The following is a 25,039-nucleotide window of genomic DNA, read 5'->3' on the forward strand; positions in this document are numbered from 1 at the left end:
CCGCGCGGCGCCGATTGTTCCACACGACTAGCCCGGGCCTGCGCTCCAGTGATCCCACAGATCGTGCACCGCGCGGTCGAGTTCCGCCGGGCTCAGCTGCTCGTTGAAGATCACCGCGTCGGCGCAAGCGCGGCGCGCGGCCCGCGCAGCCTGCTGCGCGATCACCGCCTCGACCGCCTCGGGCGTCCAGCCCGAGCGTGCCACCACACGCCGCACTTGCGTGGATTCGTTGCAATCGATCACCAAGACCCGGTCGACCCGCGCGCGCCAGCGGCCGGACTCCACCAGCAGGGGCACGTCGAACACGATGGCCGGCCCGTGCACCAGCGCGGCACGGCGCTCGGCCTCCTGGCCGATCAGCGGATGCAGGATCGACTCCAGCCGCTGGCGTTCCGCGCGGTCGGCGAAGGCGAGCTGGCGCATGTGCGCGCGGTCCAGGCTGCCGTCGGGGGCGATCGCGGCCACGCCGAACGCGGCGCGCAGCGGCTCGATCGCGGCCCCGCCGGGCAGCGTCAGTTCGCGTGCGATCGCGTCGGTGTCGACCAGCCCCGCGCCGAGCTCGACCAGGCACCGCGCCACCGTGCTCTTGCCGCTGCCGATGCCGCCGGTCAGCCCGATGCGCAGCGCGGCGGCGCACATGGCCCGGTCAGGCCCAGCCGAGCCAGCCCAGCACGCGCTCCGGGCCGGCGAGCAGCACCAGCAGGCCGCCGCCGGCGAGGAACGGGCCGAAGGGCACGTAGCGGCCCTCGCGCAGCTGCGCGCTGAGCTTCATCGCGATGCCGACGACCGCGCCCACCACCGAGGCGGCCAGCACGATCGGCAGGATCATCTTCAGCCCCAGCCAGGCGCCCAGCGCGGCCAGCAGCTTGAAATCGCCGTAGCCCATGCCCTCCTTGCCGGTGGCGAGCTTGAACAGCCAGTAGACCGACCACAGCGACAGGTAGCCCGCCACCGCACCCCAGACGGCCTCGGGCAGCGGCTGGGTCCAGCCCAGCGCGCTGGCCACCAGGCCGGCCCACAGCAGCGGCAGCGTCAGGTCGTCGGGCAGGAAGGTGGTGTCCCAGTCGATGCCGGCCAGCGCCACGAGCACCGCGACGAAGCCGCACCACAGCAGCGCCGTCGGGCTCGGGCCGAAGCGCCAGGCCATCAGCGCGAACAACGCGGCCGTGAGCAGCTCGACGAAGGGGTAGCGCAGCGGAATGCGCGTGCCGCAGCCGGCGCAGCGGCCGCGCAGCCCGAGCCAGCTCAGGACCGGAATGTTCTCGTACCAGCGGATCGCATGGCCGCAGGACGGGCAGCGCGAGCGCGGCCGCGACAGCGTGATCGCCTCGGCCACCTCGGTCTCGACGCCCAGCATGTCGGCGCTTTCGAGCCGCCAGCGCCGCTCGAGCATCAGCGGCATGCGGTGGATGACGACGTTCAGGAAGCTGCCGATGCACAGCCCCAGCAGGGCGAGCACGACGGGCGAGAACAGCGCCTCGCGCAGCAGGGCGTCCATCGGACGCGCGTCAGACCACCTGGCCGAGCTTGAAGATCGGCAGGTACATCGCGACCACGATGCCGCCGATGAGCGTGCCGAGGATCACGATGATGAACGGCTCCATCAGGCTCGACAGGCCCTTGACCGCCTCGTCGACCTCGTCCTCGTAGAACTCGGCCGCCTTGCCGAGCATCTGGTCGAGGGCGCCGGACTCCTCGCCGATGGCGCACATCTGGATCACCATGGTCGGGAACACGCCGGTGGTCTGCATCGAGGTGGTCAATGCGGCGCCGGTGGAGACGTCCTTCTGGATCTGCTCGGTGGCCTCGGCGAACACCGCGTTGCCCGATGCGCCGCCGACGGAGTCGAGTGCCTCGACCAGCGGTACGCCGGCGGCGAACATGGTCGACAGCGTGCGCGTCCAGCGCGCGATGCAGGACTTGTTGACCAGGTCGCCGAACACCGGCACGCGCAGCAGCAGGCGGTCCATCGTCTTCTGCATGCGCGTCGAGCGCTTCCACGACTCGAAGAAGAAGTAGGTGCCGCCGCCGATCACGCCGAAGATCAGGTACCAGTACTTGACGAAGAACTCCGACAGCGCGATGACGAACAGCGTCGGTGCCGGCAGATCGGCGCCGAAGGACGTGAACACGTCCTTGAACGCGGGCACCACGAACAGCATGATCACCGCCAGCACGACGAACGCGACCACCATCACCGCGACCGGGTAGATCAGCGCGGACTTGATCTTGTTCTTGATCGCCATCGTCTTCTCTTGATAGACGGCGAGCCGGTCGAGCAACTGCTCCAGGATGCCGCCCGCCTCGCCGGCCTCGACGAGGTTGCAGTACAGCGAGTCGAAGTACAGCGGGTGCTTGCGGAACGCCGACGACAGGCTGGTGCCGGTCTCGACGTCGGCGCGGATGTCGTTGAGCAGACGCGTCAGCTTGGGGTTGGTGGCGCCGCGCGCGACGATGTCGAAGGACTGGATCAGCGGCACGCCAGCCTTCATCATCGTGGCCAGCTGGCGCGTGAAGATCGCGATGTCCTTCTGCTTGATGGACTTGCCGCCGCTGGTGCGGCGCTTCTTCACGCGCGTGGTCAGGATGCCCTGGCGCCGCAGGCTCGCGCTGACCATGGCCTCGCCGCCGGCGCGCATCTCGCCGCGGACGATCTTGCCGTTCTTGTCCTTGCCTTCCCACTCGAAGACGAGGTCCTTCAGGTTCTTCGCAGCGACTGCTGTGGCCATGCTTGTCCGAGGGATGGTTCCCCCGCCCTTCGATCGTTGGAGACTATTCGTTGGTCACCGAGATCACTTCGTCGAGCGTCGTGACGCCCGCACGGACCTTGATGAGACCCGACTGCCGCAGGTCGCGCACGCCCTCGCGCTGCGCCTGCGCGGCCAGGTCGATGGCGGTGCCTTCGGCCAGGATGAGGCGCTGGATCTCCTCGGTGATCGGCATCACCTGGTAGATGCCGACGCGGCCCTTGTAGCCGTTGCTGCACGAGGAGCAGCCCACGGCACGGTAGGGCTTCCAGCTGCCGTCGAGATCGGTCTCGGCGTACCCGGCCTTGAGCATCGCCTCGCGCGGGTAGTCCGCGGGAGCCTTGCAGTTCTCGCACAGCTTGCGCGCCAGGCGCTGCGCGGTGATCAGCAGCACTGCGGAGGCGATGTTGAACGGCGCCACGCCCATGTTGAGCAGGCGGGTCAGCGTGGTCGGCGCGTCGTTGGTGTGCAGCGTGGACATCACCATGTGGCCGGTCTGCGCAGCCTTGATCGCGATGTCGGCCGTCTCCAGGTCGCGGATCTCGCCGACCATGATGATGTCCGGATCCTGGCGCAGGAAGGACTTCAGCGCGACGGCGAAATTCAGCCCCGCCTTGTCGTTGACGTTGACCTGGTTGATGCCCGGCAGGTTGATTTCCGCCGGATCCTCCACCGTGGCGATGTTCACGCCCGGCTGGTTGAGGATGTTCAGGCAGGTGTAGAGCGAAACGGTCTTGCCCGAACCGGTCGGGCCGGTCACGAGCACCATGCCGTAGGGCCGCTGGATCGCCTTGAGCAGGCGATCCTTCTCGATCTTCTCGTAGCCGAGCGCGTCGATGCCGAGTTTGGCCGAGGACGGATCCAGGATACGGATCACGATCTTCTCGCCGAACAGCGTGGGCAGCGTGCTGACGCGGAAGTCGATCGCCTTGTTGCCGAACTTCAGCTTCATGCGCCCGTCCTGCGGGACGCGCTTTTCGGCGATGTCCAGGCGGGAGATGACCTTGATGCGCGAGGCGAGCTTGTCCTTGATCGCGATCGGCGGCTGCGTGATCTCGCGCAGTTCGCCGTCGATGCGGAAGCGCACGCGGTAGTGGTATTCGTAGGGCTCGAAGTGCAGGTCGGACGCGCGGGCGTTGATCGCGTCGATCAGCATCTTCTGCAGGAAGCGCACGACCGGCGCGTCCTCGACGTCGGTGGCGGCCTCTTGCTCCTGCGGCGCGGTGACGTCGAATTCGAAGTCGCCCGAGGAAAGCGACTCGATCGCCTCATTGGCACTGGCGCCGGTCGCCTCGAGCAGCTTGGCGAGCTTGTCGTGCTCGACGATCACCCATTCCGGCGAGAGTTGCGTGGCGAACTTGATGCGTTCGACGGCTTCCTGGTCGGTCGGGTCCGCGCCGCCGATGAACAGGCGGTTGCCGCGCTTGCCGAGCACCACCACCTGGTACTGCGCCGCGAGCTTGATGTCGACGACGTTCTTGGGCAGCTTCTGGACGTCGACCGCCGCCAGATCGAGCAGCGGCAGCGCGAGCGCGGTGGACAGCGTGTGCGCCAAGTCGGCCGGGGCCACGGCGCCCGCACCGATGACCGAACTGATGAAGCTGGCCTTCTTTTCCTTGGCGCTCTTGACCAGTTCCTCGGCCGTCTTGGCATTCAGACGGCCGGCGTGGACGAGCACCCGGGCGACACCGGAAAGGGTCGACTGCGGTACTTCTGCCAATGTGTCCACGCGGGAATGCCAAGCAGGTTGTTACGGGATCAGATCATGATCGCCGATCCGCCGGGGACTGTAAACGAGAGATAGGTGGGCGCCAGCCAACAATTCCCGCGGCCGTCCCCGTGAAGATGCAACAAAATGAAGCGGCCGCCGTGGCATGACCCGCGGCGGCCGAATCGAATGGTCTGGTCGGGGTGAGAGGATTCGAACCTCCGGCCTCTACGTCCCGAACGTAGCGCTCTACCAGGCTAAGCTACACCCCGATGGGCGGTGGATTCGACTCAGGACGAGCGCTCCACCGACCGAACACAAAATTCTAGCAGAGCTTCGCGGTGGGGCGACTCGGGCAGCGCGCCGAGTTGCCGCACGGCGTCGTTCGCTTCGGTGCGAGCGGCCTCGCGTGTCGCGGCGATCGCGCCGGTGTGGCGCACGATCTCCACGATCTCGGCGAGTCGGTCGACCTCGCCGTGCTCGATGGCATGCCGGATGAGCTCGCGCTCCGCGCTGCTGCCGCGCGCCATCGCCAGCAGCAGCGGCAGCGTGGGCTTGCCTTCGCGCAGATCGTCACCGACGTTCTTGCCCAGTTGTGCGGTCGTGCCCTCGTAGTCGAGCAGGTCGTCGACGAGCTGGAACGCGGTGCCCAGCGAGCGGCCGTAGGACGCGCAGGCCTGCTCGACCGCCTCCGGCGCCTCGGCGAGCACGGCGCCCAGCCGGGCGCTGGCCTCGAACAGCTTCGCGGTCTTGTAGCGGATGACACGCAGGTAATCGTCGACCGCGATGTCGGGGTCGTGCATGTTCATCAGCTGCAGCACTTCGCCCTCGGCGATCACGTTGGTCGCATCGGCCAGAACCTCGAGAACGCGCATCCGGTTCACGGACACCATCATCTGGAAGGCGCGCGAGTAGACGAAGTCGCCCACCAGCACGCTGGCAGCGTTGCCGAACAGGGCATTGGCCGTCTTGCGGCCGCGCCGCAGGGCCGACTCGTCGACCACGTCGTCATGCAGCAGGGTCGCCGTGTGGATGAACTCGACCGTGGCGGCCAGCTCGAAGCGTTCCGGCCCGGTGAAGCCCAGCGCCCGCGCGAACAGCAGCACCAGCATCGGCCGGACCCGCTTCCCACCGGCGCTGATGATGTAGTGGGCGATCTGGTTGATCAGCACCACGTCGGAGGCCAGGCGACGCTGGATCACCGCATCGACCTGCCGCATCTCGTCGGCCATCAGGCTGACGGCGCCTACCGGGGCGGCCGACGGGGGCGAAAGGGGTGCGGACACACTGGGCTCGATGCGGGGGGACCGAGGATTATAGGAAGCGCCTGCCTCTGCATACGTTCGACGTGCCGGCATGGTAGAATTTTCGGCTTCGCCTTTGATGGCGGAGGTTTATCGAAAGGGCTGATATGTACGCGGTCATAAAAACCGGCGGGAAGCAGTACAAGGTTGCTGCCGGCGAAAAGATCAAGGTAGAACAGATTGCTGCGGACGTCGGCCAAGAGATCACGATCGACCAGGTGCTCGCTGTCGGCAACGGCGCGGACCTCAAGGTCGGGACTCCCTTGGTGGCGGGTGCCAGCGTGAAGGCCACGGTCGTGGCCCAGGGGCGGCACGACAAGGTGCGCATCTTCAAGATGCGCCGTCGCAAGCACTATCAGAAGCACGGCGGGCACCGCCAGCACTACACCGAACTCGAGATCAGCGCGGTCAACGCCTGATCCCGGCTGAAGGAGTCATCAGACCATGGCACAGAAAAAGGGCGGCGGCTCGACCCGAAACGGCCGCGACTCGAAGCCGAAGATGCTCGGCGTGAAGGTGTTCGGCGGCCAGGCGGTACCGGCTGGTTCGATCATCGTTCGCCAGCGCGGCACCAAGTTCCACGCCGGCACGAACGTCGGCACCGGCAAGGACCACACGCTGTTCGCGCTCGTCGACGGCCAGGTGGAGTTTGCCGTCAAGGGGCCGCAGAACCGCCAGACCGTCAGCGTCAAGGCTGCGTCCTGACGGCATCCCGGCTCTCGGGCCGGCCGCAGCGAAGCCCCGGTACGCCGGGGCTTCGTCGTTTGAGGCCTGGCTTACCATGGGCAAGGTCGCGGCCTGCAAGCAACCCATCATGAACAAGAGCGGACTGATCCTCATCGTCCTCGGCTGCCTGTTCCTGGCGCACAACTTCGGTCTGCTCGAGTGGGGCTGGCTGCGCCAGTGGTGGCCGCTCATTCTGATCGGGATCGGCATCTGGTCCATCGTCGACCACCGCCGCCGCCCCGGCGACCGGCCGCCCTCGGCAGGTGACGGGAAGTCATGAAGTTCGTCGACGAAGCGACCATCGACGTCGTGGCCGGCAACGGCGGCAGCGGCTGCGCCAGCTTCAGGCGCGAGAAGTTCATCCCCTTCGGCGGGCCCGACGGCGGCGACGGCGGACGCGGCGGAAGCGTCTACGCGGTCGGTGACCGCAACCTGAACACGCTGATCGACTTCCGGTACGCCCGCCGGCACGAGGCGCGCAACGGCGAGGCCGGGCGTGGATCGGACCAGTTCGGCGCCGCGGGCGCGGACGTGGTCCTGCGCATGCCGGTGGGCACGATCATCAGCGACGCCGAGACCGGCGCGGTGCTGACCGAACTGCTGGTGCCCGGCGAGCCGGTGCTGCTGGCCAAGGGCGGAGACGGCGGCTTCGGCAACCTGCACTACAAGAGCAGCACCAACCGCGCGCCGCGCCAGAAGACCCCGGGCTGGCCGGGCGAGCAGAAGAAGCTGCGCCTCGAGTTGCGCGTGCTGGCCGACGTCGGCCTGCTCGGCATGCCCAACGCCGGCAAGTCGACGCTGATCGCGGCGATCTCGAACGCCCGGCCCAAGATCGCCGACTACCCGTTCACCACCCTGCACCCCAACCTCGGCGTGGTGCGGGTCGGGCCGGAGCAGAGCTTCGTCGTGGCCGACATCCCGGGCCTGATCGAAGGGGCGTCCGAAGGGGCAGGCCTGGGCCACCAGTTCCTGCGCCACCTGCAGCGCACGCAGTTGCTGTGGCACGTGGTCGACCTCGCGCCGTTCGACGACGCCGTCGACCCGGTGGCGCAGGCGCGGGCGATCGTCGCGGAGCTGAAGAAGTACGACCCGGCCCTGCATGCCAAGCCGCGCTGGCTGGTGCTCAACAAGCTCGACATGCTGGACCCGGCCGAACGCGAGAAACGCGTCAAGGACTTCGTGCGCCGTCTGCGCTGGAAGGGCCCGGTGTTCGCGATCTCGGCGCTCACGCGCGAAGGCTGCGAGGGCCTGGTACGCGCTGCATTCCAGCATGTGGCCGCGGCACGGCACGAGGTGCCGGCGGACCCCGATCCCCGCTTTGCCGGCGAGCCGGCGCAAGAGCCGCCACGATGAACGCTCCGCTCGTGCAGGCCCGGCGCATCGTCGTCAAGGTTGGCTCCAGTCTCGTCACCAACGAGGGCCGCGGCATCGATGCCGACGCGGTCGGCAACTGGTGCCGCCAGCTCGCCGCGCTGGCCGGCCAGGGGCGCGAGATGATCATGGTCTCCAGCGGTGCCGTGGCCGAGGGCATGAAGCGCCTGGGCTGGCGCAGCCGGCCGAAGGAACTGCACGAGCTGCAGGCCGCGGCCGCGGTCGGGCAGATGGGGCTGGCGCAGATCTACGAGAGCAAGTTGCGCGAGCATGACCTGGGCAGCGCGCAGGTGCTGCTGACCCATGCCGACCTGGCCGACCGCGAACGCTACCTCAATGCCCGCTCGACGTTGCTGACGCTGCTCGCGCTGAACGTGCTGCCGGTGATCAACGAGAACGACACGGTCGTCAACGACGAGATCAAGTTCGGCGACAACGACACGCTCGGTGCACTGGTCGCCAATCTGGTCGATGCCGACGCGCTCGTCATCCTCACCGACCAGAAGGGCCTGTATTCGGCCGACCCGCGGCGCGATCCGCAGGCGCGCTTCATCCACGAGGCGCGTGCCGGCGACCCCGAACTCGAGCGCATGGCCGGCGGCGCCGGCTCGAGCATCGGGCGTGGCGGCATGATCACCAAGGTGCTGGCGGCCAAGCGCGCCGCCGGCAGCGGCGCGAGCACGGTGATCGCCTGGGGCCGCGAGCCCGACGTGCTGCTGCGCCTGGCGGCCGGCGAGTCGATCGGCACCGCGCTGCTGGCCACCACGCCCAAGCTCACCGCGCGCAAGCAGTGGATGGCCGACCACCTTCAACTGCGCGGCGCGGTGGTGGTGGACGCCGGCGCGGCCCACAAGGTGCGCAGCGAAGGCAAGAGCCTGCTGCCGATCGGCGTGGTCGAGGTGCAGGGCGAGTTTCACCGCGGCGACGTGATCGCGGTGCGAGACCAGGACGGTTCGGAGGTCGCCCGTGGCCTGGCCAACTACGGCAGCGCCGAGGCGCGGCTGATCGCGCGCAAACCGTCGAGCGAGTTCGAGAAGCTGCTCGGCTACAGCGCCGAGCCGGAGATGATCCACCGGGACAATCTCGTGCTCGCGTAGCGAGCAGCAGGCTGCGGCGCCTCAGTTCACCGAATCCGGCGGCGCCTCCAGCGGCCCCAGGTCCGACGGCCGGCCATCCAGCGTGCGCCGGTCCGGGTGCGGCTCGTGCGGTCCGTGCGGCCGCATGCCCGAGCGCAGGTAGCGGTTGTGGTGGTGGTTGCGCGGCAGGTAGCGTGCGAGCTCGGTCAGTGCCATCTGGTAGACGTCGCGCTTGAACTCGATCACCACCTCCAGCGGCACCCAGTACTCGTTCCAGCGCCACGCGTCGAACTCGGGGTGGTCGGTGGCGCGCAGGTTCATGTCGCTGTCGCGGCCGATCAGCTGCAGCAGGAACCAGATCTGCTTCTGCCCGCGGTAATGGCCACGAGCGTCGCGCCGGATGTAGTGCTCGGGCACCTCGTAGCGCAGCCAGTCGCGCGTGCGGGCGACGATGCGCACATGCTCGGGAAGCAGCCCCACTTCCTCGTGGAGCTCGCGGAACATCGCCTGCTCAGGCGTCTCGCCGTGCTTGATGCCCCCTTGCGGGAACTGCCAGGAATGGGTGCGTATGCGCTTGCCCCAGAAGACCTGGTTCTTGGTGTTGAGCAGGATGATGCCGACGTTGGGTCTGAACCCCTCACGGTCGAGCATAATCAACCCCGATTCTTGCTGCTTGAATTCATTATTGCATCGCCGAGGCGGGATTCAATCCCTTCGGTTTCCCTCACCCGGGCGCGGTGCCACCCCCCATGAAAGCCACCCAGTTCTTCATCTCGACGCTGAAGGAAGCGCCGGCCGATGCCGAGGTCGTGAGCCACCAGCTGATGATGCGCGCCGGGCTGATCAAGCGGCTCGGCGCCGGCATCTACACCTACATGCCGATGGGGTTGCGTGTGATCCGCAAGGTCGAGAACATCATCCGCGAGGAGATGAATCGCGCCGGTGCCGTCGAGCTGCTGATGCCGGTGGTGCAGCCGGCCGAGCTGTGGCAGGAGACGGGCCGCTTCGAGAAGATGGGGCCGGAGCTGCTGCGCGTGAAGGACCGGCACGAACGCGACTTCATCATCCAGCCGACGTCGGAAGAGGTGATCACCGACGTGGCGCGCCAGGAGCTGCGCAGCTACCGGGCGCTGCCGAAGAACTTCTATCACATCCAGACCAAGTTCCGCGACGAGCGCCGGCCGCGCTTCGGCGTGATGCGCGGGCGCGAGTTCACGATGAAGGACGCCTACTCCTTCGACCGTGATGCCGAGGCCGCCGGCCGCAGCTACGACCAGATGTACGCGGCCTACGTGCGCATCTTCGAGCGCCTGGGTCTGACCTTCCGTGCGGTGGCGGCCGATACCGGCGCGATCGGCGGCGACCGTTCGCACGAGTTCCAGGTCATCGCCGACACCGGCGAGGACGCGATCGTCTTCTGCCCCGGCTCCGACTACGCCGCCAACATCGAGCTGGCCGAAGCCGTCGCGCCGACCACGCCGCGCGCAGCGGCATCGAAGCCGCTGGTGAAGACGCCCACGCCCGGCAGGAGCACCTGCGAAGACGTGGCCGCACTGCTCGGCGTGCCGCTGCAGACCACCGTGAAGTCGCTGGTGCTGGCCACCGACACGAAGAACGAGCGCGGCGACATCACCGGCACCACGGTCTGGCTGCTGCTGGTGCGCGGCGACCACGCGCTCAACGAGGTCAAGGCCGGCAAGCTGCCGGGCCTGAAGGACGGCTTCCGCTTTGCCACGGTCGCCGAGATCGAGGATCACTTCGGCTGCAAGCCGGGCTACCTCGGGCCGATCGGGACGCGCAAGCCGGTCAAGGTGGTGGCCGACCGCACCGTCGCCGCGATGAGCGACTTCATCTGCGGCGCCAACGAGGCGGACTTCCACTACACCGGCGCCAACTGGGGCCGCGACCTGCCCGAGCCCGACCTGGTGGCCGACATCCGCAACGTCGTCGAGGGCGACCCCTCGCCCGACGGCCGCGGCGTGCTCGCGATCCAGCGCGGCATCGAGGTCGGTCACGTGTTCTTCCTCGGCACCAAGTACAGCGCCGCGATGAACGCCACCTACCTGGACGAGTCCGGCAAGCCGCAGCTGATGCAGATGGGCTGCTACGGCATCGGCGTCACGCGCATCCTCGGCGCCGCCATCGAGCAGAACCACGACGCGCGCGGCATCATCTGGCCCGACGCGATGGCGCCCTTCACCGTGGTGGTCTGCCCGATCGGCTACGACCGCACACCGGCCGTGAAGGAAGCGGCCGACACGCTGCACGACCAGCTGGCCGCCCTCGGCATCGACGTGATGCTGGACGACCGCGGCGAGCGTCCGGGGGCGATGTTCGCCGACTGGGAGCTGATCGGCGTGCCGCACCGCGTGGTGATCTCCGACCGCGGCCTGAAGGAAGGCAAGGTCGAGGTCCAGGGCCGGCGCGAGGCGCAGGCCACGGCGGTGCCGGCGGCCGAGGCGCTGGCCTTCGTGAAGGGCCGGCTCGGCGCATGAACCACGAGCTCTCCCGCGACGGGAGAGCGCGGCGTCGGCTCGCCGCGGCCCTGCTGCTCGGCCCATGCGCCGGTGGTCCTGCCCGTGCCGGAGCACAGATCGAGGAGCCGCTCGCGGATTCGGTACGCAGCGCGCTCTCGGCCGCGATCGCCAACAGCGCGCCGCCGCGTCCCGTCTTCACCGACATGGACTCGCGCCTGGCCTACCTGCGCTGGCTCGGCGAGATGAGCACCCGGCTCAAGCGCCGCAAGCCCGAGAACATGACACGCGTCGAGTTCCTCGAGACGCTCTGGTACGAGAGCACGCGCGCCGGGCTGGAGCCTGCGCTGGTGCTGGGGTTGGTGCAGGTGGAGAGCGGCTTTCGCAAGTACGCCATCAGCGCGGCCGGCGCGCGCGGCTACATGCAGGTGATGCCGTTCTGGGCGCGCCTGATCGGCGACGGCGATTCGGCCCGGCTGTTCCACATGCAGACCAACCTGCGCTTCGGCTGCGTGATCCTGCGCCACTACCTGGACGTCGAGCGCGGCGACCTGTTCCTCGCGCTCGGTCGCTACAACGGCAGCCGCGGCCGGGCCGAGTATCCGAACGCGGTGTTCGGCGCGCGCAAGGCCTGGGAGTACCGCGCCGAACGCGCCTGAGTCGGGTTCAGAGCCCCGGCCAGGCGCGCGGGTGCGCGCCCTCGACGCCGATCAGCGCCAGCACGCGCTCGACCGTGTCGTCCACCAACTCGTCGATCGAGCCGGGCCGGTGGTAGAAGGCCGGCAGCGGCGGGAAGACCACCGCGCCCATCTCCGTCACCGCGGTCATGTTGCGCAGGTGGGCCAGGTTGAACGGCGTCTCGCGCACCATCAGCACCAGGCGGCGGCGTTCCTTCAGCGTGACGTCGGCGGCGCGCGTCAGCAGGTTGTCGGCCAGGCCGTGGGCGATCGCGGCGAGCGACTTCATCGAACACGGCGAGACCACCATCGCGTCGGTCGCGAACGAGCCGCTCGCGATGGCCGCGCCCACGTCGCCCGGCGCGTAGGCCACGTCGGCACGCGCTTCGAGTTCGCGCCGGTCCAGGCCGAGTTCGTGGTGCACGTTGAGCACGCCGGCCGGGCTGGCCACGAGGTGGGTCTCGCAGCCGCTGGCCTTGAGGCGATCGAGCAGGCGCAGCGCATAGACGGCCCCGGTGGCGCCGGTGATGCCGACCACCACCCGGCGGGGCCGAGCGCTCATTGCTGCAGCAGCGGCTGCAGCTCGCCCGCCTGGTACATCTCCATCATGATGTCCGAGCCGCCGACGAACTCGCCGTTCACGTAGAGCTGCGGGATGGTCGGCCAGTTGGCGTATTCCTTGATGCCCTGGCGCACGTCCTCGTCCTCGAGCACGTTGACCGTCTTCAGGTCGTTCACGCCGCAAGCCTTGAGGATCTGCACGGCGCGGCCGGAGAAGCCGCACATCGGGAACTGCGCGGTGCCCTTCATGAAGAGCACGACGCGGTTGTTCTTGACGATTTCGGCAATGCGTTGCTGGACGTCGCTCATGGCTGGGAGTCGGGAAACTGGAAACAGCCGAGGTTATACGGCAAGCCCCGGCGCGGCGCCGTGCGCCGCGTCATGGCCCTGCGCGGGAGGTCAGAACGAGTAGGAGACGCCGACCTGCAGCAGTGGCGCCAGGCGCAGGTCGCGCACCTGCTCCTCCAGCCCCGGCGCGCCGCTGTAGGCGCGCCCGAAGCGCACCGTCTGGCGCGCCGGCTGGCCCACCAGGCCGAAATCGGCGCTGAAGTTCCAGCCGTTGCGGCTGCTCAGGCCGCTGTAGCCCACGCCCAGGTAGGGCACGGCAAGGTGGTCGGCCGGCTCGCCGGCCAGGCGGCGGTCGGCGCTGGTCAGCGGCCCGCCGGCCATGGCCGGCGACACCATCCACAGCGTCGGCTGCGGCCCGACCACCAGCCCCCCGGTGGCGCGGAAGCCGCTGGCCCGGCCGTTCTCCGCCGCCGCACGGGCGAAGAAATAGTCGCTCATCAGGCCCAGGCTGGTGGCCTGCGGGCGGTACAGGTCGAGCGCCGAGACCGACACGCGCGCCTGCCAGCGCGGCCAGGGCAGGTTGTCGGGGTGGGCCAGCAGGCCCTCGTTCTGGGCCCATGCCGCGGCGAGCGGTGCCGCGGCGGACATCGTGGCGAGCAACAGCTTGGCAATCGACATGGCAAGCTCCTCCAGACCCGGTGTGCGATTTCATCCTACGCCGCTGCCGGCGCGGCGGCACGCCGGATACACCTGTTTCCGGTGTCGCGAGCGTGGTGAATGTCACTGTGCCGACGCACGGGCCCCGGTGCAGCGCTCGTGTCCGGAGAGGTCGCGGCGGGTGGCCGGGTCGGTGAGGCCGTGTCGTGCGAGCAACAGCCGCAGCGCCGCAGCCTGGTCCCAGCCATGCTCGAGCAGCAGCCAGGCCCCGGGGGCGAGGTGCTCGCACGCGCCGCCGGCGATCGCCTCGAAGGCCTCCAGCCCGGTCGGCCCCGGGGTCAGGGCGGTGCGCGGTTCATGCGACAGCCCGGCCAGGTGCGGGTCGTCGCTGCGCACGTAGGGCGGGTTGGACAGCACCAGGTCGAAGCGCCGGCCGGCGACCGCCTGCCACCATGAGCCGGTGCACAGCTCGATGTCCAGGCCGAGCCGCCGTGCGTTCGAGCCTGCCACCTCGAGCGCCCCGGCACTGGCGTCGGTGGCCGTCACGCGCGCCGCCGGGTGCGCCTGCTTGACCGCCAGGGCGATCGCACCGCTGCCGGTGCCCAGGTCCAGCACCCGCGGCGCGGGCAGGGCCAGTGCGGCGAGCCGCTCGAGCGCCCAGTCGACCAGGGTTTCGGTGTCGGGCCGTGGCACCAGCACGCGGGCGTCGACGGCCAGGGCGAGGCCGTGGAACTCCCGCGTGCCGGTCAGGTAGGCCAGCGGCTCGCCGGCGGCGCGGCGCGCCAGCCGGGCCTCGAACTGCGCCAACGCCCCGGCGGTGAGCGGCTCGTCGTCGTGCGCGAGCAGCCAGGCCCGCTCGCACCCGAGCAGCTGCGCGAGCAGCAACTGCGCATCGAGCCGGTCCACGCCGCGCCGGCGCGCCGCCGCCAGCGCCTGGGCGATGGTCGTCACGCGGCGCCTTCGAGTGCGGCAAGCTGCTCGGCCGAACGCGCTGCCTGCAGCGCGGCGATCACCTCGTCGAGGTCACCGTCGACGATCGCCTGCAGCCGGTACAGCGTCAGGTTGATGCGGTGGTCGGTCAGCCGGCCCTGCGGGAAGTTGTAGGTGCGGATGCGGTCGCTGCGGTCGCCGCTGCCGATCAGGCCCTTGCGCGTGGCCGCTTCCTTCGCGGCACGTTCGCTGCGTTCCTTGTCGCGCAGCCGCGCCACCAGCACCGCCATCGCCTTGGCCTTGTTGCGGTGCTGCGAGCGGTCGTCCTGGCATTCCGCCACGATGCCGGTGGGCAGGTGGGTGATGCGGATCGCGCTGTCGGTCTTGTTGACGTGCTGGCCGCCGGCCCCGCTGGCGCGGAAGGTGTCGATGCGCAGCTCCGCCGGGTTGAGCTGCACCTCCTCGGCCTCGTCGGGCTCGGGCAGCACGGCCACCGTGCAGGCGCTGGTGTGGATGCGGCCCTGCGCCTCGGTGGCCGGCACGCGCTGCACGCGGTGGCCGCCGGACTCGAACTTCAGCCGCCCGTAGGCACCGTCGCCCTCGACGCGGATCACCACCTCCTTGTAGCCGCCCAGCTCGCTCGGGCTCTCCGACATGATCTCGGTGCGCCAGCCGCAGCGCTCGGCGTAGCGCAGGTACATGCGCGCCAGGTCGCCAGCGAACAGGGCCGATTCGTCGCCGCCGGTGCCGGCGCGGATCTCGAGGAAGGCATGGCGCACGTCGTCCGGGTCGCGCGGCAGCAGCGCGGTCTGCAGCTCGGCGTCGAGCGCGGCGATGTCGGCCTCGGCCGCGCCCACCTCCTCACGGGCCATCTCGGCCAGCTCCGGATCGGCCAGCATCTCGCGGGCCCCGGCCAGGTCGTCCTCGCGCTGCCGGAAGCGGCGGAAGCGCTCGACCAGCGAGCCCACCTCCGCATGCTCGCGTGTCAGCTCGCGGAAGCGCTTCATGTCCGAAGCGACGCGTGGATCGGCCAGCGTGGCGTCGAGCTCCGCCAGGCGCATGCCCAGGCGTTCGAACTGCTGGCGGAGGGACTCTTTCATGCGGGGAGGGCGAGTGCGGTGTGGCGCGCGGCGCCGCGGCGGGCGAGAGCGGGAGCCGGCGCGGCCGGCCGGGTGCGGCGGGCGCCGCTAGTGCGACTCGTCGGCCGGGTCGCGCGGGTTCTGGCGCAGGAACAGGCGCGAGACCGTGTGCACCAGCTGGGCCCGCTGGTGCTGGTCGGCCGCATGCAGCTCGGCCATCGCGCCGTGCAGCATCTTCTGCGTCAGGCCCTTGGAGAGGGCCTCCAGCACGGCCTCGACATCCTCGCCGCGCGCGAGCATCTTGCGGGCCCGGGCGATTTCCGCCTGGCGCCAGTCGTCGGCCTGGTGGTGCAGCGCCTTGATCAGTGGCACCGCCTCGCGCTGGCCGAGCCAGTGCTCGAAGCCCTGCACGCCGGTCTCGATGATGGCCTCGGCCTGCTGCACGGCGGCCTGGCGCTTCTCGCCGGCGGTCTGCACCAGGGCCGACAGGTCGTCGACGGTGTAGAGGTAGACGTCCGACAGGCGTGCGACCTCGGGCTCGATGTCGCGCGGCACGGCCAGGTCGACCATGAACATCGGGCGGTGCTTGCGCTGCTTCAGCGCGCGCTCCACCGCGCCCAGGCCGATGATCGGCAGCGAGCTCGCGGTGCAGGAGACGACGATGTCGAAATCGGCCAGCCGCGCCGGCAGGTCGGCCAGGCGCAGCGCCTCGGCGCCGAAGCGCCCGGCCAGCTTCTCGCCGCGCTCCAGCGTACGGTTGGCCACGGCCAGCGCCTTGGGCGTGCGCGCGGCGAAATGCGTGGCCACCAGCTCGATCATCTCGCCGGCGCCGACGAACAGCACACGGGTTTCCTTCAGTTCCTCGAACAGCTGCGAGGCCAGGCGCACCGCAGCGGCGGCCATGCTGATCGAATGCGCGCCGATCTCGGTGGCCGTGCGCACCTCCTTGGCCACCGCGAAGCTGCGCTGGAACATCTGGTGCAGCGTGGTGCCCAGCGTGCCGGCGGAATCGGCCTCGCGCACCGCCTGCTTCATCTGGCCGAGGATCTGCGGCTCGCCCAGCACCATCGAATCCAGCCCGCTGGCCACGCGGAAGGCATGCCGCGCGGCACCGCTGCCTTCGAACAGGTAGCTGTGCTGCTTCAGCGCCTGGGGCGAGACGCCGCCCACGCCGGCCAGCCAGTCCATCGCCGGGGTCACCAATGCGGGCGAGGCGCCGACGTAGACCTCGGTGCGGTTGCAGGTCGAGACGATCGCCACCTCGGCGGCGCGCTGCAGGCGCTCGCGGAAGCCCTTCAGCGTGGGGGCGAGTTGCTCCGGGGCGAACGCAAACCGACCGCGCAGGTCGACCGGCGCGGTCGTGTGGTTCAGGCCCAGGGCGAACACACTCATGGGGCGGATTATAAAATTCCGACCTGCTTCCGGGTGGCGGACGAGCTTGATTCTCCTCAAGCGCGGCGCCGCGCCCGCCGAGGATCTTCCCCGATGGGCCCGCTCGACGCCACCTGGCACCTGCTGAACTTCTTCGCGCCCGCCCTGGGCGTGGGCCTGATCGCGGCGGCGCTGAGCAAGTTGGTCTGGTTCCGCGAACTGCGCGGCGCCCCCTGGTGGCGCCTCGGCCTGGTGGCGAGCGCGGCCGCAGCGGTGGCGCTGGTGGCGGCGCTGGTGATCTTCGGCCGCGACGGCAAGATGGCCGGCTACGCCCTGATGCTGACGGCCTGTGCGGCCGCGCTCTGGTGGACGGGCCTGCGTGGCGGCAAGGCCTAGCCGGCTAGGCCGCGACCGTCTCGCCCACCACCACCTCGCCGCGCAGCGAATGCGGGTAGGCGCGCGTGATGGTCACGTCCACCATCTGCCCGACCAGCCGCGCCGGCCCGGCGAAGTTGACGATGCGGTTGCACTCGGTGCGGCCCATCAGCTCGGCCGGATCCTTGCGCGACGGGCCCTCGACCAGGATGCGCTGCCGCGTGCCGACGCGCGATTCGCCGATGCACCGCGCGTTCGCCTCGATCGCCGCCTGCAGCTCCTGCAGGCGCGCCAGCTTCTCGGCCTGCGGCGTGGCGTCGGCCAGGTTGGCCGCCGGTGTGCCGGGGCGCGGGCTGAACACGAAGCTGAAGCTCGCGTCGAAGCCGATCTCCTCGATCAGCGCCATCGTGCGGCCATGGTCCTCGGCCGTTTCGCCCGGGAAGCCGACGATGAAGTCGCTCGACAGGCTGATGCCCGGCCGCACCGCGCGCAGCTTGCGGATCGTGCTCTTGTATTCCATCGCGGTGTAGCCGCGCTTCATCGCCATCAGGATGCGGTCGCTGCCGTGCTGCACCGGCAGGTGCAGGTGGCTGACCAGCTTCGGGATGCGGCCGTAGGCCTCGATCAGCCGCTGGCCGAACTCGTTCGGGTGGCTGGTCGTGTAGCGGATGCGCTCGATGCCCGGCACCTCGGCCACGTACTCGAGCAGCAGGGCGAAATCGGCGATCTCGCTCGTCGCGCCCATCTTGCCGCGGTAGGCGTTGACGTTCTGGCCGAGCAGCGTCACCTCCTTCACGCCCTGGTCGGCCAGGCCGGCCACCTCGGTCAGCACGTCCTCGAACGGGCGCGAGACCTCCTCGCCGCGGGTGTAGGGCACCACGCAGTAGCTGCAGTACTTCGAGCAGCCTTCCATGATCGAGACGAAGGCGCTCGGCCCCTCGCGGCGGGGCGGCGGCAGGTGGTCGAACTTCTCGATCTCCGGGAAGCTGATGTCCACCTGCGGGCGGCGCTGCAGCCTGCGCTGCTTCAGCAGCTCGGGCAGGCGGTGCAGGGTCTGCGGGCCGAACACCACGTCGACGTAGGGCGCACGCTCGACGATCGCCGCACCCTCCTGGCTGGCAACGCAGCCGCCCACGCCGATCAGCACACCCTTGTCCTTCAGGTGCTTGATGCGGCCGAGGTCGCTGAACACCTTCTCCTGCGCCTTCTCGCGCACCGAGCAGGTGTTGAAGAGGATCAGGTCGGCCTGGTCGACGTCGCTCGTCTTCTCGTAGCCGGCGCTGTCGTGCAGCACGTCGGCCATCTTGTCCGAGTCGTACTCGTTCATCTGGCAGCCGAAGGTCTTGATGAAGACCTTGGGCGCGGTCTTGGGGCTGCTCATGGTGCGGCCCTCAGGGCTTGGCCCAGGTCTGCGCGACGACGTCGAAGCGCCAGCTCGCGGCTTCCTCGCGTGTGGCCGGCCAGGGCTTCTTCGCCGCCTCGGCCTCGCTGAGGATCCACACCTCGCGCAGCAGGCCTTGCGGGTCGACCGTGTAGTGGACGAGGAACTTCTGGCCGATCAGCGAGGCCGGCATGCGCACCAGGTTGTCCGGGCCGCGCAGGCGGGCGCCGGCGCCCAGGCGCGCGGCCTGGCCGTTGAGCTGCACGTTCGGCGCCTGGCCGATCACGATCTCGCCGCGCAGCGCGTCGGCCGGGAAGGCGCGCAGGGATTGAGCACTCGCGGCACCCACGAGCGAAACCGCCGCGACGGCGGCGGCGAGACAGCGGTACATGGTGTAGATCCAGTGGCTGCGAAAGCCGCGGATTCTATCGGGCGGGGTCGGCCAGCGCGGCGGCCCGGCCGAGCAGGAACTCGCGTTCGCGCGCGTTGCGCGCCAGGCCGGCGGCACGCTCGAACTCCGCACGCGCCTCGGCGCGGTGGCCGAGTCTTTCCAGCAGGTCGCCGCGCACGCTGGGCAACCAGTGGTACTGCTGCAGGGCCGGCGTGTCGCGCAGCGCGTCGACCAGCGCCAGGCCCTGCTCCGGGCCGAAGGCCATCGCCACCGCCACCGCCCGGTTGAGCTCCACCACCGGCGAGGGCGCCACCTGCGCCAGCGCGTCGTACAGCGCCACGATGCGCGGCCACTCGGTGCGCTCGGCGGCCGGCGCGCGCGCATGGCAGGCGGCGATGGCGGCCTGCAGCGCATAGGGCCCGAGCGCGCCGCCGAGCGCCTCGGCGCGTTCCAGCGCCGCCAGGCCGCGGCGGATCAGCAGCCGGTCCCAGCGCGAGCGATCCTGCTCGAGCAGCAGCACCGGGCGGCCCTCGCCGTCCAGCCGTGCGGCGGCGCGCGAGGCCTGCAGCTCGAGCAGGGCGACCAGCCCGAGCACCTCGGACTCGTCCGGCGCCAGCCCGGCCAGGATGCGCGCCAGCCGCAGCGCCTCGTCGCACAGCTCGGTGCGCATCCAGTCGTCGCCGGCAGTGGCGGTGTAGCCCTCGTTGAAGATCAGGTAGATCACCTCCAGCACCGAGGCCAGCCGCGCCGCCAGCGCCGCACCCTGCGGCAGCTCGAAGGGCACGCGTGCCTCGGCCAGCGTGCGCTTGGCGCGCACGATGCGCTGCGCGATGGTCGGCTCGGCCACCAGGTAGGCGCGCGCGATCTCCTGCGTCGTCAGCCCGCCGAGCAGGCGCAGCGTCAGCGCCACCCGTGCGTCGGTCGAGAGCACCGGGTGGCAGGCGGTGAAGATCAGGCGCAGCAGGTCGTCGCCGATCACGTCGGCGCGCTTGTCGTCCAGGCCGTCGACGAAGTCCGGCACCACCAGCGCTTCCTGCGCCTCCAGGTCGGCCCCGATCTCCTCGTGCTTGCGCGCCAGCATCTGCTGGCGGCGCAGGTGGTCGAGCGCGCGGTGCTTGGCGGTGGCCATCAGCCAGGCGCCCGGGTTGTCGGGAATGCCCTCGGCCGGCCAGTGCTCGAGCGCGGCGACCAGCGCGTCCTGCGCCATCTCCTCGGCCAGACCGACGTCGCGCACCAGCCTCGCGACGCCGGCGACGATCTTCGCCGACTCGATGCGCCAGACCGCCTGCACGGCCTGCCGGGTCTGGTTCGTCGCCATGGCCGGTGCGCTCAGCGTGTCGGGCTCGGTTCGCGGAACCGCTCCGCGGCCTCGCCCGGGGCGAAGTCCTCCCGCTCGTACAGGCGGCGCACCTCGATCTCGCAGGGCACGCCCTCGAACGGCGCCGGGAAGCGGCGCGACCATTCGAGCGCTTCCTCGCGCGAGCGCACCTGGATCAGCGTGGTGCCGGCGATCAGTTCCTTCACCTCGGCGAACGGGCCGTCGATCACCTGGCGCCGCGTGCCGTCGTAGCGGATGCGCCAGCCTTGCGCGCTCGGCTGCAGGCCGGCCGCATCCAGCAGCACGCCGGCCCGGGCAAGCTGCTCGTGGTAGTCGGCCATGGCGGCCATCAGGCGCGCGCTCGGCATCTCGCCGGCCTCGCTGGCGGCCGTGGCCTTCACGATGATCAGGTAGCGCATGTCGGACTCCTTCGTGGGGACAGGAGGACGACGAACGGCGTGCGCCGGTTTCGACGGCGGCTACTCGTAGCAGGGTGCGGTGGCGCGCACCTCGACCTCGCACCACTGCGCCGCCGGGCAGCGCGCCGCGATCGCGAGCGCCTCCTCGCGGGTGGCCACGTCGAGCAGGAAGAAGCCTCCGACCATCTCCTTGGCCTCGGCGTAGGGCCCGTCCAGCGTCTGCAGCTTGCCGCCGCGCACCGCGACGCGCACCGCCTTGTCCTGCGACTGCAGCGACTCCACCGCGAGCAGCTTGCCCTGCGCCTTCAGCGTCTGCGCGAAATCGACCATGCTCGCGTAGGCCTGCCGGCCCTCGGCCTCGGTGCGGGCGGCGCGCTGGCCGACCGGCTCGACGATCATCAGCATGTAGGGCATCGGCATCTCCGGGTGCGAAGACCGCGACCCTAGCGCAAATCGGCGTTCACGCTGTCGGTGCGGTCGGCGAACAGGTCGACGATTTGTTCGCGCAGCCACTGATTGGCCGCCGAGCGGTGCAGCTTGGCATGCCAGAACAGCGTGATGGCCACCTCCGGCAGCTCGGCCGGATGGGGCGCGCTGACCAGGCCGAAGGGCTCGACCAGGCGCTGCGCGAGCCGCTCGGGCACCGTGGCCACCAGGTCCGAGCCCTGCAGGATGTGGCCCACGCCGACGAAGTGCGGCACGGTCAGCCGAACGCGCCGCTCGATGCCGGCGCGGCGCAGTCGTTCGTCCACCCGGCCGTGCCCGGTGCCGGCCGACACCACCACCAGGTGCTCGGCGGCGCGGAAGTCCGCCAGCGTGAGACGCTTGCGGTCGAGCCGGTGGCCGCGCCGGAACAGGCACACGTAGCGCTGGCTGAACAGCCGGCGCTGGAAGAAGCCGCCCTTGAGCTGCGGCAGCAGGCCGATCGCCAGGTCCACCTTGCCGGCCTCCATCTCCTCCTTCAGGTTCACCGCCGTGTTGCGCACGGTGGACAGCAGCAGGCCCGGCGCCGCGCGGCGCAGCCGCTCGACCAGCGCGGGCAGGAAGACGATCTCGCCGATGTCGGTCATGCCGATCGTCACCGACTGCTCGGCCCGCGACGGCTCGAAGCCGCGCTGCGGGTTCAGGCCGCGGTGGATCAGCGCCAGCGCCTCGCCCACCGGCGCGGCCAGCTGCTCGGCGCGCGGCGTGGGCACCATGCCGGCGCTGGTGCGCAGGAACAGCTCGTCGCCGAACAGCCGGCGCAGCCGCGCCAGCGCGTTGCTGACCGCCGGCTGCGTCAGCCCCAGCCCCTCGGCCACCGCCGACACGCGCCGCTCGGCATACAGGCGCTGGAACAGCACCAGCAGGTTCAGGTCGAGGTCACGCAGCTCCATCGCGGCAACATTGACGCTGGTGATGTGGTGTATTCAACCCATTCTATTGGCTGATCTGCGTCAAGCCCTCAGCATGCCGGCACGAGGAGACCCGCATGGACCCCACATCCCCCTGCTTTCCCGACCAGCCGCACTGGGCCGGCGAGGGCACCCACCGCATCCCGTTCGCGGCCTACACCAGCGAGGCGCTGCACAAGCGCGAGCTCGAGCGCTTCTTCTACCGCGGCCACTGGTGCTATGTCGGCCTCGAGGCCGAGGTGCCGGAGCCGGGCGACTTCAAGCGCAGCGTCGTCGGCGAGCGCTCGGTGATCATGGTGCGCGACGCCGACGGCGCCATCAACGTGCTGGAGAACGTCTGCGCGCACCGCGGCATGCGCTTCTGCCGCGAGCGGCACGGCCGGCGCAAGGTGTTCGTCTGCCCCTACCACCAGTGGAGCTATAACCTGCAGGGCGGGCTGCAGGGGGTGCCGCTGCGGCGCGGGCTACGCCGCGACGGCGTGGTCGAGGGCGGCATGCCGGCCGACTTCGACACGGCCGAGCATGGGCTGACGAGGCTGAAGGTGGCGCGCCGCGGCGGCGTGGTGTTCGCCTCCTTCGACCCCGAGGTCGAGCCCTTCGAGGACTTCCTCGGCCCGACCATCCTCGGCTACTTCGACCGCCTGTTCGATGGCCGCGAGCTGCGCATCCTCGGCTACAACCGCCAGCGCATCCCGGGCAACTGGAAGCTGATGCAGGAGAACATCAAGGACCCGTACCACCCGGGCCTGCTGCACACCTGGTTCGTCACCTTCGGGCTCTGGCGTGCCGACAACCGCTCGCAGCTGCGCATGGACGCGAAGCACCGCCACGCGGCGATGATCTCCACGCGCAACACCGGCAGCGGCCAGGCCGGGCAGGCGACGCAGGTGTCGAGCTTCAAGGCCACGATGCAGCTCAACGATCCGGGCTTCCTCGACATCGTGCCCGAGCCCTGGTGGGGCGGGCCGACCGCGGTGATGACCACGATCTTCCCGAGCGTGATCCTGCAGCAGCAGGTCAACAGCGTGTCGACGCGCCACATCCAGCCGGCCGGCCACGGCGCGTTCGACTTCGTCTGGACGCACTTCGGCTTCGCCGACGACGACGAGGCGATGACGCGGCGGCGCCTGACGCAGGCCAACCTGTTCGGCCCGGCCGGCTTCGTCTCGGCCGACGACGGCGAGGTGATCGAGTTCTCGCAGCAGGCCTTCGAGAGCAAGCCCTCCGGCCACGCGCTGGCCGAGCTCGGCGGGCACGAGGTCGGCGACAGCGAGCACATGATCACCGAGACGCTGATCCGCGGCATGTACCGCTACTGGCGCAGCGTGATGGAGGCCTGAGCCATGGACGCCGACATCCGCTGCGAGGACTGGCTCGCGCTGACCCGGCTCTACGCCGACTACGCCAGCGCCCTGGACAACGCCGAGTGGGACCGCTGGCCCGAGTTCTTCACCGAGGACGGCGTCTACCGCCTGCAGCCGCGCGAGAACCACGAGCGCGGCTTCCCGCTGGCCACGCTCGCGTTCACCGGGCGCGGCATGCTGAAGGACCGCGTCTACGGCATCAAGGAGACGCTGTTCCACGACCCCTACTACCAGCGCCACGTGGTCGGCGCGCCGCGGCTGCGCCGCGTCGGCGAGGGCCGCTTCGAGGGCGAGGCGAACTACGCGGTGTTCCGCACCAAGCTCTCCGAGCCGAGCACGGTGTTCAACGTCGGGCGCTACCTCGACCTGATCGTGCGCACCCCCGAGGGCCTGCGCTTCGCGCGGCGCGAGTGCATCTACGATAGCGAGCTGATCCCGAACTCCATCATCTACCCGATCTGATGCCGCATCCGCCGAACGAGGAACCGCTGCGCGTGGCGGTGATGGGCGCCGGCGCGGTCGGCTGCTACTTCGGCGGCCTGCTCGCGCGGGCCGGGCACGACGTGGTGCTGATCGGCCGGCCCGAGCACGTGCGGGCGATCGAGGCCCATGGCCTGCGCCTGCAGACGCGCACCTTCGACGAGCACGTGCGCCTGCGCGCCAGCACCGACGCCGCCGCGGTGCAGGGGGCGGGCCTGGTGCTGTGCTGCGTGAAGTCCGGCGACACCGAAGCCGCCGCGCAGGCGATGCACGCGCACCTCGCGCCGCAGGCGCTGCTGCTGAGCCTGCAGAACGGCGTCGACAACGCCGAGCGACTGCGCGCGCTGCTGCCGCAGCCGGTGCGCGCCGCGGTGGTCTACGTCGCCACCGAGATGGCCGGCCCCGGCCATGTGCGGCACCACGGGCGCGGCGAGCTGGTGGTCGAGCCCGGGCCGGGCGGCGACGCGTGGGCCGACGCCCTGCGTGCCGCGGGTGTCCCGGTCGAGATCTCGGCCGACGTGCACCAGGCGCTGTGGGTCAAGCTGATCCTGAACTGTGCCTACAACGCGATCTCGGCGATCGGCCAGGTGCCCTACGGCCGCATGCTGGCCGTCGAGGGCGTGGCCGAGACCATGCAGCAGGTCGTGCGCGAATGTGTCGCCGTGGCGCGCGCCGAGGGCGTGGCGGTGCCGGCCGACATCGACGCCACCGTGCGCGGCCTGGCCGGCTCGATGCCGCTGCAGCGCTCGTCCACCGCGCAGGACCTGGCACGCGGCAGGCCCAGCGAGATCGAGCACCTGAACGGCCATGTCGTGCGGCGCGGGCAGGCCCATGGCGTGCCGACGCCGGCCAACCAGGTGCTGCTGACCCTGGTGCGCCTGCTGGAGCACGAGCGCCGCGCGGCTTGATCTGGCGCGGGATGCGCCGGCCCCGGGGCGTGCCATCATG

At 70.3% G+C, this 25,039-nt stretch carries 29 protein-coding genes and 1 tRNA gene; 11 read left to right on the forward strand and 19 right to left on the reverse strand.

What is annotated here, in order from left to right:
• Nucleotides 1–27: 27 nt before the first annotated feature.
• The 6 genes from coaE to ispB form a co-directional block, all read right to left on the reverse strand.
• Complete coding sequence (gene coaE / locus D9C15_RS21100; RefSeq protein WP_128000446.1) at nucleotides 28–639, reverse strand: dephospho-CoA kinase; 612 nt, start codon at nucleotides 637–639, stop codon at nucleotides 28–30.
• 7 nt (nucleotides 640–646) lie between these two features.
• Nucleotides 647–1,498, reverse strand: coding sequence for a prepilin peptidase (locus D9C15_RS21105; RefSeq protein WP_128000447.1), 852 nt, complete (start codon nucleotides 1,496–1,498; stop codon nucleotides 647–649).
• 10 nt (nucleotides 1,499–1,508) lie between these two features.
• Nucleotides 1,509–2,729 (reverse strand): type II secretion system F family protein, encoded by a 1,221-nt coding sequence (locus tag D9C15_RS21110; protein WP_128000448.1) that lies wholly within the window; start codon nucleotides 2,727–2,729, stop codon nucleotides 1,509–1,511.
• 43 nt (nucleotides 2,730–2,772) lie between these two features.
• The gene (gene pilB / locus D9C15_RS21115) at nucleotides 2,773–4,476 is read right to left on the reverse strand and encodes a type IV-A pilus assembly ATPase PilB (RefSeq protein WP_128000449.1); all 1,704 of its coding nucleotides are present in this window, start codon (nucleotides 4,474–4,476) and stop codon (nucleotides 2,773–2,775) included.
• A gap of 174 nt (nucleotides 4,477–4,650) precedes the next feature.
• A tRNA-Pro gene (locus D9C15_RS21120) sits at nucleotides 4,651–4,727 on the reverse strand.
• Between the two features lie 18 nt (nucleotides 4,728–4,745).
• Nucleotides 4,746–5,687, reverse strand: coding sequence for an octaprenyl diphosphate synthase (ispB, locus tag D9C15_RS21125; protein ID WP_128000450.1), 942 nt, complete (start codon nucleotides 5,685–5,687; stop codon nucleotides 4,746–4,748).
• A 179-nt stretch (nucleotides 5,688–5,866) separates the two neighbouring features.
• Here ispB and rplU point away from each other — a divergent pair, with 179 nt between their 5' ends.
• From rplU to proB, 5 genes are all read left to right on the forward strand, one after another.
• The gene (gene rplU / locus D9C15_RS21130) at nucleotides 5,867–6,178 is read left to right on the forward strand and encodes a 50S ribosomal protein L21 (protein ID WP_128000451.1); all 312 of its coding nucleotides are present in this window, start codon (nucleotides 5,867–5,869) and stop codon (nucleotides 6,176–6,178) included.
• A gap of 25 nt (nucleotides 6,179–6,203) precedes the next feature.
• Nucleotides 6,204–6,464: a 50S ribosomal protein L27 gene (gene rpmA, locus D9C15_RS21135; RefSeq protein ID WP_128000452.1), complete on the forward strand. Its 261-nt coding sequence runs from the start codon at nucleotides 6,204–6,206 to the stop codon at nucleotides 6,462–6,464.
• A 76-nt stretch (nucleotides 6,465–6,540) separates the two neighbouring features.
• Nucleotides 6,541–6,765, forward strand: coding sequence for a LiaI-LiaF-like domain-containing protein (locus D9C15_RS21140; protein WP_128000453.1), 225 nt, complete (start codon nucleotides 6,541–6,543; stop codon nucleotides 6,763–6,765).
• On the forward strand, nucleotides 6,762–7,838 hold the full coding sequence (cgtA, locus tag D9C15_RS21145; RefSeq protein ID WP_128000454.1) for an Obg family GTPase CgtA: 1,077 nt from the start codon (nucleotides 6,762–6,764) through the stop codon (nucleotides 7,836–7,838). The genes D9C15_RS21140 and cgtA overlap by 4 nt, the downstream gene beginning before the upstream one ends.
• Complete coding sequence (gene proB / locus D9C15_RS21150; protein ID WP_128000455.1) at nucleotides 7,835–8,953, forward strand: glutamate 5-kinase; 1,119 nt, start codon at nucleotides 7,835–7,837, stop codon at nucleotides 8,951–8,953. Before cgtA ends, proB begins: the two co-directional genes overlap by 4 nt.
• Before the next feature lie 21 nt (nucleotides 8,954–8,974).
• On the opposite strand, the gene D9C15_RS21155 is transcribed toward proB, so the two are convergent.
• Nucleotides 8,975–9,583, reverse strand: coding sequence for an RNA pyrophosphohydrolase (locus D9C15_RS21155; protein ID WP_240668497.1), 609 nt, complete (start codon nucleotides 9,581–9,583; stop codon nucleotides 8,975–8,977).
• A 98-nt stretch (nucleotides 9,584–9,681) separates the two neighbouring features.
• Here D9C15_RS21155 and D9C15_RS21160 point away from each other — a divergent pair, with 98 nt between their 5' ends.
• Nucleotides 9,682–11,427, forward strand: a complete 1,746-nt coding sequence (locus tag D9C15_RS21160; RefSeq protein WP_128000456.1) for a proline--tRNA ligase — start codon at nucleotides 9,682–9,684, stop codon at nucleotides 11,425–11,427.
• Entirely contained in the window at nucleotides 11,424–12,065 is a 642-nt protein-coding gene (locus D9C15_RS21165; protein ID WP_128000457.1) for a lytic transglycosylase domain-containing protein, read from the forward strand. Before D9C15_RS21160 ends, D9C15_RS21165 begins: the two co-directional genes overlap by 4 nt.
• Nucleotides 12,066–12,072: 7 nt before the next feature.
• Here D9C15_RS21165 and D9C15_RS21170 read toward each other — a convergent pair whose 3' ends face one another.
• The 6 genes from D9C15_RS21170 to hemA all read right to left on the reverse strand — a co-directional run bounded on the left by D9C15_RS21170 (nucleotide 12,073) and on the right by hemA (nucleotide 16,990).
• On the reverse strand, nucleotides 12,073–12,645 hold the full coding sequence (locus D9C15_RS21170) for a UbiX family flavin prenyltransferase (RefSeq protein WP_128000458.1): 573 nt from the start codon (nucleotides 12,643–12,645) through the stop codon (nucleotides 12,073–12,075).
• Entirely contained in the window at nucleotides 12,642–12,953 is a 312-nt protein-coding gene (gene grxD / locus D9C15_RS21175) for a Grx4 family monothiol glutaredoxin (protein WP_128000459.1), read from the reverse strand. Before grxD ends, D9C15_RS21170 begins: the two co-directional genes overlap by 4 nt.
• A gap of 90 nt (nucleotides 12,954–13,043) precedes the next feature.
• Nucleotides 13,044–13,610: a hypothetical protein gene (locus tag D9C15_RS21180; protein ID WP_128000460.1), complete on the reverse strand. Its 567-nt coding sequence runs from the start codon at nucleotides 13,608–13,610 to the stop codon at nucleotides 13,044–13,046.
• 102 nt (nucleotides 13,611–13,712) lie between these two features.
• A complete protein-coding gene (gene prmC, locus D9C15_RS21185; protein ID WP_128000461.1) occupies nucleotides 13,713–14,540 on the reverse strand; it encodes a peptide chain release factor N(5)-glutamine methyltransferase in 828 nt (275 codons plus the stop codon).
• Entirely contained in the window at nucleotides 14,537–15,619 is a 1,083-nt protein-coding gene (gene prfA / locus D9C15_RS21190; RefSeq protein ID WP_128000462.1) for a peptide chain release factor 1, read from the reverse strand. Before prfA ends, prmC begins: the two co-directional genes overlap by 4 nt.
• Nucleotides 15,620–15,706: 87 nt before the next feature.
• Nucleotides 15,707–16,990, reverse strand: a complete 1,284-nt coding sequence (gene hemA, locus D9C15_RS21195; RefSeq protein WP_128000463.1) for a glutamyl-tRNA reductase — start codon at nucleotides 16,988–16,990, stop codon at nucleotides 15,707–15,709.
• A gap of 93 nt (nucleotides 16,991–17,083) precedes the next feature.
• Here hemA and D9C15_RS21200 point away from each other — a divergent pair, with 93 nt between their 5' ends.
• Nucleotides 17,084–17,365 (forward strand): hypothetical protein, encoded by a 282-nt coding sequence (locus tag D9C15_RS21200; RefSeq protein WP_128000464.1) that lies wholly within the window; start codon nucleotides 17,084–17,086, stop codon nucleotides 17,363–17,365.
• Between the two features lie 4 nt (nucleotides 17,366–17,369).
• Here D9C15_RS21200 and miaB read toward each other — a convergent pair whose 3' ends face one another.
• Genes miaB through D9C15_RS21230 form a run of 6 tightly spaced genes read right to left on the reverse strand, consistent with a single transcriptional unit; the run spans nucleotide 17,370 to nucleotide 22,229 of the window.
• Nucleotides 17,370–18,725 carry a tRNA (N6-isopentenyl adenosine(37)-C2)-methylthiotransferase MiaB gene (gene miaB, locus D9C15_RS21205; RefSeq protein WP_128000465.1) on the reverse strand — a complete coding sequence of 452 codons (1,356 nt, stop codon included), beginning with the start codon at nucleotides 18,723–18,725 and terminating at the stop codon, nucleotides 17,370–17,372.
• Between the two features lie 10 nt (nucleotides 18,726–18,735).
• Nucleotides 18,736–19,116 carry a hypothetical protein gene (locus tag D9C15_RS21210; RefSeq protein WP_128000466.1) on the reverse strand — a complete coding sequence of 127 codons (381 nt, stop codon included), beginning with the start codon at nucleotides 19,114–19,116 and terminating at the stop codon, nucleotides 18,736–18,738.
• 34 nt (nucleotides 19,117–19,150) lie between these two features.
• Nucleotides 19,151–20,434 carry an RNA polymerase sigma factor gene (locus tag D9C15_RS21215; RefSeq protein WP_128000467.1) on the reverse strand — a complete coding sequence of 428 codons (1,284 nt, stop codon included), beginning with the start codon at nucleotides 20,432–20,434 and terminating at the stop codon, nucleotides 19,151–19,153.
• Nucleotides 20,435–20,445: 11 nt separating this feature from the next.
• Nucleotides 20,446–20,853: a YciI family protein gene (locus D9C15_RS21220; RefSeq protein ID WP_128000468.1), complete on the reverse strand. Its 408-nt coding sequence runs from the start codon at nucleotides 20,851–20,853 to the stop codon at nucleotides 20,446–20,448.
• Between the two features lie 60 nt (nucleotides 20,854–20,913).
• On the reverse strand, nucleotides 20,914–21,267 hold the full coding sequence (locus D9C15_RS21225) for a YciI family protein (RefSeq protein WP_128000469.1): 354 nt from the start codon (nucleotides 21,265–21,267) through the stop codon (nucleotides 20,914–20,916).
• Between the two features lie 29 nt (nucleotides 21,268–21,296).
• Nucleotides 21,297–22,229 carry a LysR family transcriptional regulator gene (locus D9C15_RS21230; protein ID WP_128000470.1) on the reverse strand — a complete coding sequence of 311 codons (933 nt, stop codon included), beginning with the start codon at nucleotides 22,227–22,229 and terminating at the stop codon, nucleotides 21,297–21,299.
• A gap of 95 nt (nucleotides 22,230–22,324) precedes the next feature.
• Between D9C15_RS21230 and D9C15_RS21235 the strand changes: the two genes are divergently transcribed.
• The 3 genes from D9C15_RS21235 to D9C15_RS21245 are packed head-to-tail and all read left to right on the forward strand — an operon-like array spanning nucleotide 22,325 to nucleotide 24,999.
• Nucleotides 22,325–23,587, forward strand: a complete 1,263-nt coding sequence (locus tag D9C15_RS21235; RefSeq protein ID WP_128000471.1) for an aromatic ring-hydroxylating dioxygenase subunit alpha — start codon at nucleotides 22,325–22,327, stop codon at nucleotides 23,585–23,587.
• Nucleotides 23,588–23,590: 3 nt separating this feature from the next.
• Nucleotides 23,591–24,073, forward strand: coding sequence for an aromatic-ring-hydroxylating dioxygenase subunit beta (locus D9C15_RS21240; RefSeq protein ID WP_128000472.1), 483 nt, complete (start codon nucleotides 23,591–23,593; stop codon nucleotides 24,071–24,073).
• Nucleotides 24,073–24,999, forward strand: a complete 927-nt coding sequence (locus tag D9C15_RS21245; RefSeq protein WP_128000473.1) for a ketopantoate reductase family protein — start codon at nucleotides 24,073–24,075, stop codon at nucleotides 24,997–24,999. Before D9C15_RS21240 ends, D9C15_RS21245 begins: the two co-directional genes overlap by 1 nt.
• Nucleotides 25,000–25,039: the final 40 nt, after the last annotated feature.

Source organism: Piscinibacter defluvii (genome assembly GCF_004011805.1).
Taxonomy (GTDB): domain Bacteria; phylum Pseudomonadota; class Gammaproteobacteria; order Burkholderiales; family Burkholderiaceae_C; genus Piscinibacter; species Piscinibacter defluvii.

Bases quoted from the DNA above. Each gene is read 5' to 3' on its own strand.
- coaE (WP_128000446.1), bottom strand. From the start codon at position 639: ATGTGCGCCGCCGCGCTGCGCATCGGGCTGACCGGCGGCATCGGCAGC.
- D9C15_RS21105 (WP_128000447.1), bottom strand. From the start codon at position 1,498: ATGGACGCCCTGCTGCGCGAGGCGCTGTTCTCGCCCGTCGTGCTCGCC.
- D9C15_RS21110 (WP_128000448.1), bottom strand. From the start codon at position 2,729: ATGGCCACAGCAGTCGCTGCGAAGAACCTGAAGGACCTCGTCTTCGAG.
- ispB (WP_128000450.1), bottom strand. From the start codon at position 5,687: ATGGCCGACGAGATGCGGCAGGTCGATGCGGTGATCCAGCGTCGCCTG.
- rplU (WP_128000451.1), top strand. From the start codon at position 5,867: ATGTACGCGGTCATAAAAACCGGCGGGAAGCAGTACAAGGTTGCTGCC.
- rpmA (WP_128000452.1), top strand. From the start codon at position 6,204: ATGGCACAGAAAAAGGGCGGCGGCTCGACCCGAAACGGCCGCGACTCG.
- D9C15_RS21140 (WP_128000453.1), top strand. From the start codon at position 6,541: ATGGGCAAGGTCGCGGCCTGCAAGCAACCCATCATGAACAAGAGCGGA.
- cgtA (WP_128000454.1), top strand. From the start codon at position 6,762: ATGAAGTTCGTCGACGAAGCGACCATCGACGTCGTGGCCGGCAACGGC.
- proB (WP_128000455.1), top strand. From the start codon at position 7,835: ATGAACGCTCCGCTCGTGCAGGCCCGGCGCATCGTCGTCAAGGTTGGC.
- D9C15_RS21155 (WP_240668497.1), bottom strand. From the start codon at position 9,583: ATGCTCGACCGTGAGGGGTTCAGACCCAACGTCGGCATCATCCTGCTC.
- D9C15_RS21160 (WP_128000456.1), top strand. From the start codon at position 9,682: ATGAAAGCCACCCAGTTCTTCATCTCGACGCTGAAGGAAGCGCCGGCC.
- D9C15_RS21165 (WP_128000457.1), top strand. From the start codon at position 11,424: ATGAACCACGAGCTCTCCCGCGACGGGAGAGCGCGGCGTCGGCTCGCC.
- D9C15_RS21170 (WP_128000458.1), bottom strand. From the start codon at position 12,645: ATGAGCGCTCGGCCCCGCCGGGTGGTGGTCGGCATCACCGGCGCCACC.
- grxD (WP_128000459.1), bottom strand. From the start codon at position 12,953: ATGAGCGACGTCCAGCAACGCATTGCCGAAATCGTCAAGAACAACCGC.
- D9C15_RS21180 (WP_128000460.1), bottom strand. From the start codon at position 13,610: ATGTCGATTGCCAAGCTGTTGCTCGCCACGATGTCCGCCGCGGCACCG.
- prfA (WP_128000462.1), bottom strand. From the start codon at position 15,619: ATGAAAGAGTCCCTCCGCCAGCAGTTCGAACGCCTGGGCATGCGCCTG.
- hemA (WP_128000463.1), bottom strand. From the start codon at position 16,990: ATGAGTGTGTTCGCCCTGGGCCTGAACCACACGACCGCGCCGGTCGAC.
- D9C15_RS21200 (WP_128000464.1), top strand. From the start codon at position 17,084: ATGGGCCCGCTCGACGCCACCTGGCACCTGCTGAACTTCTTCGCGCCC.
- miaB (WP_128000465.1), bottom strand. From the start codon at position 18,725: ATGAGCAGCCCCAAGACCGCGCCCAAGGTCTTCATCAAGACCTTCGGC.
- D9C15_RS21210 (WP_128000466.1), bottom strand. From the start codon at position 19,116: ATGTACCGCTGTCTCGCCGCCGCCGTCGCGGCGGTTTCGCTCGTGGGT.
- D9C15_RS21215 (WP_128000467.1), bottom strand. From the start codon at position 20,434: ATGGCGACGAACCAGACCCGGCAGGCCGTGCAGGCGGTCTGGCGCATC.
- D9C15_RS21220 (WP_128000468.1), bottom strand. From the start codon at position 20,853: ATGCGCTACCTGATCATCGTGAAGGCCACGGCCGCCAGCGAGGCCGGC.
- D9C15_RS21225 (WP_128000469.1), bottom strand. From the start codon at position 21,267: ATGCCCTACATGCTGATGATCGTCGAGCCGGTCGGCCAGCGCGCCGCC.
- D9C15_RS21230 (WP_128000470.1), bottom strand. From the start codon at position 22,229: ATGGAGCTGCGTGACCTCGACCTGAACCTGCTGGTGCTGTTCCAGCGC.
- D9C15_RS21235 (WP_128000471.1), top strand. From the start codon at position 22,325: ATGGACCCCACATCCCCCTGCTTTCCCGACCAGCCGCACTGGGCCGGC.
- D9C15_RS21240 (WP_128000472.1), top strand. From the start codon at position 23,591: ATGGACGCCGACATCCGCTGCGAGGACTGGCTCGCGCTGACCCGGCTC.
- D9C15_RS21245 (WP_128000473.1), top strand. From the start codon at position 24,073: ATGCCGCATCCGCCGAACGAGGAACCGCTGCGCGTGGCGGTGATGGGC.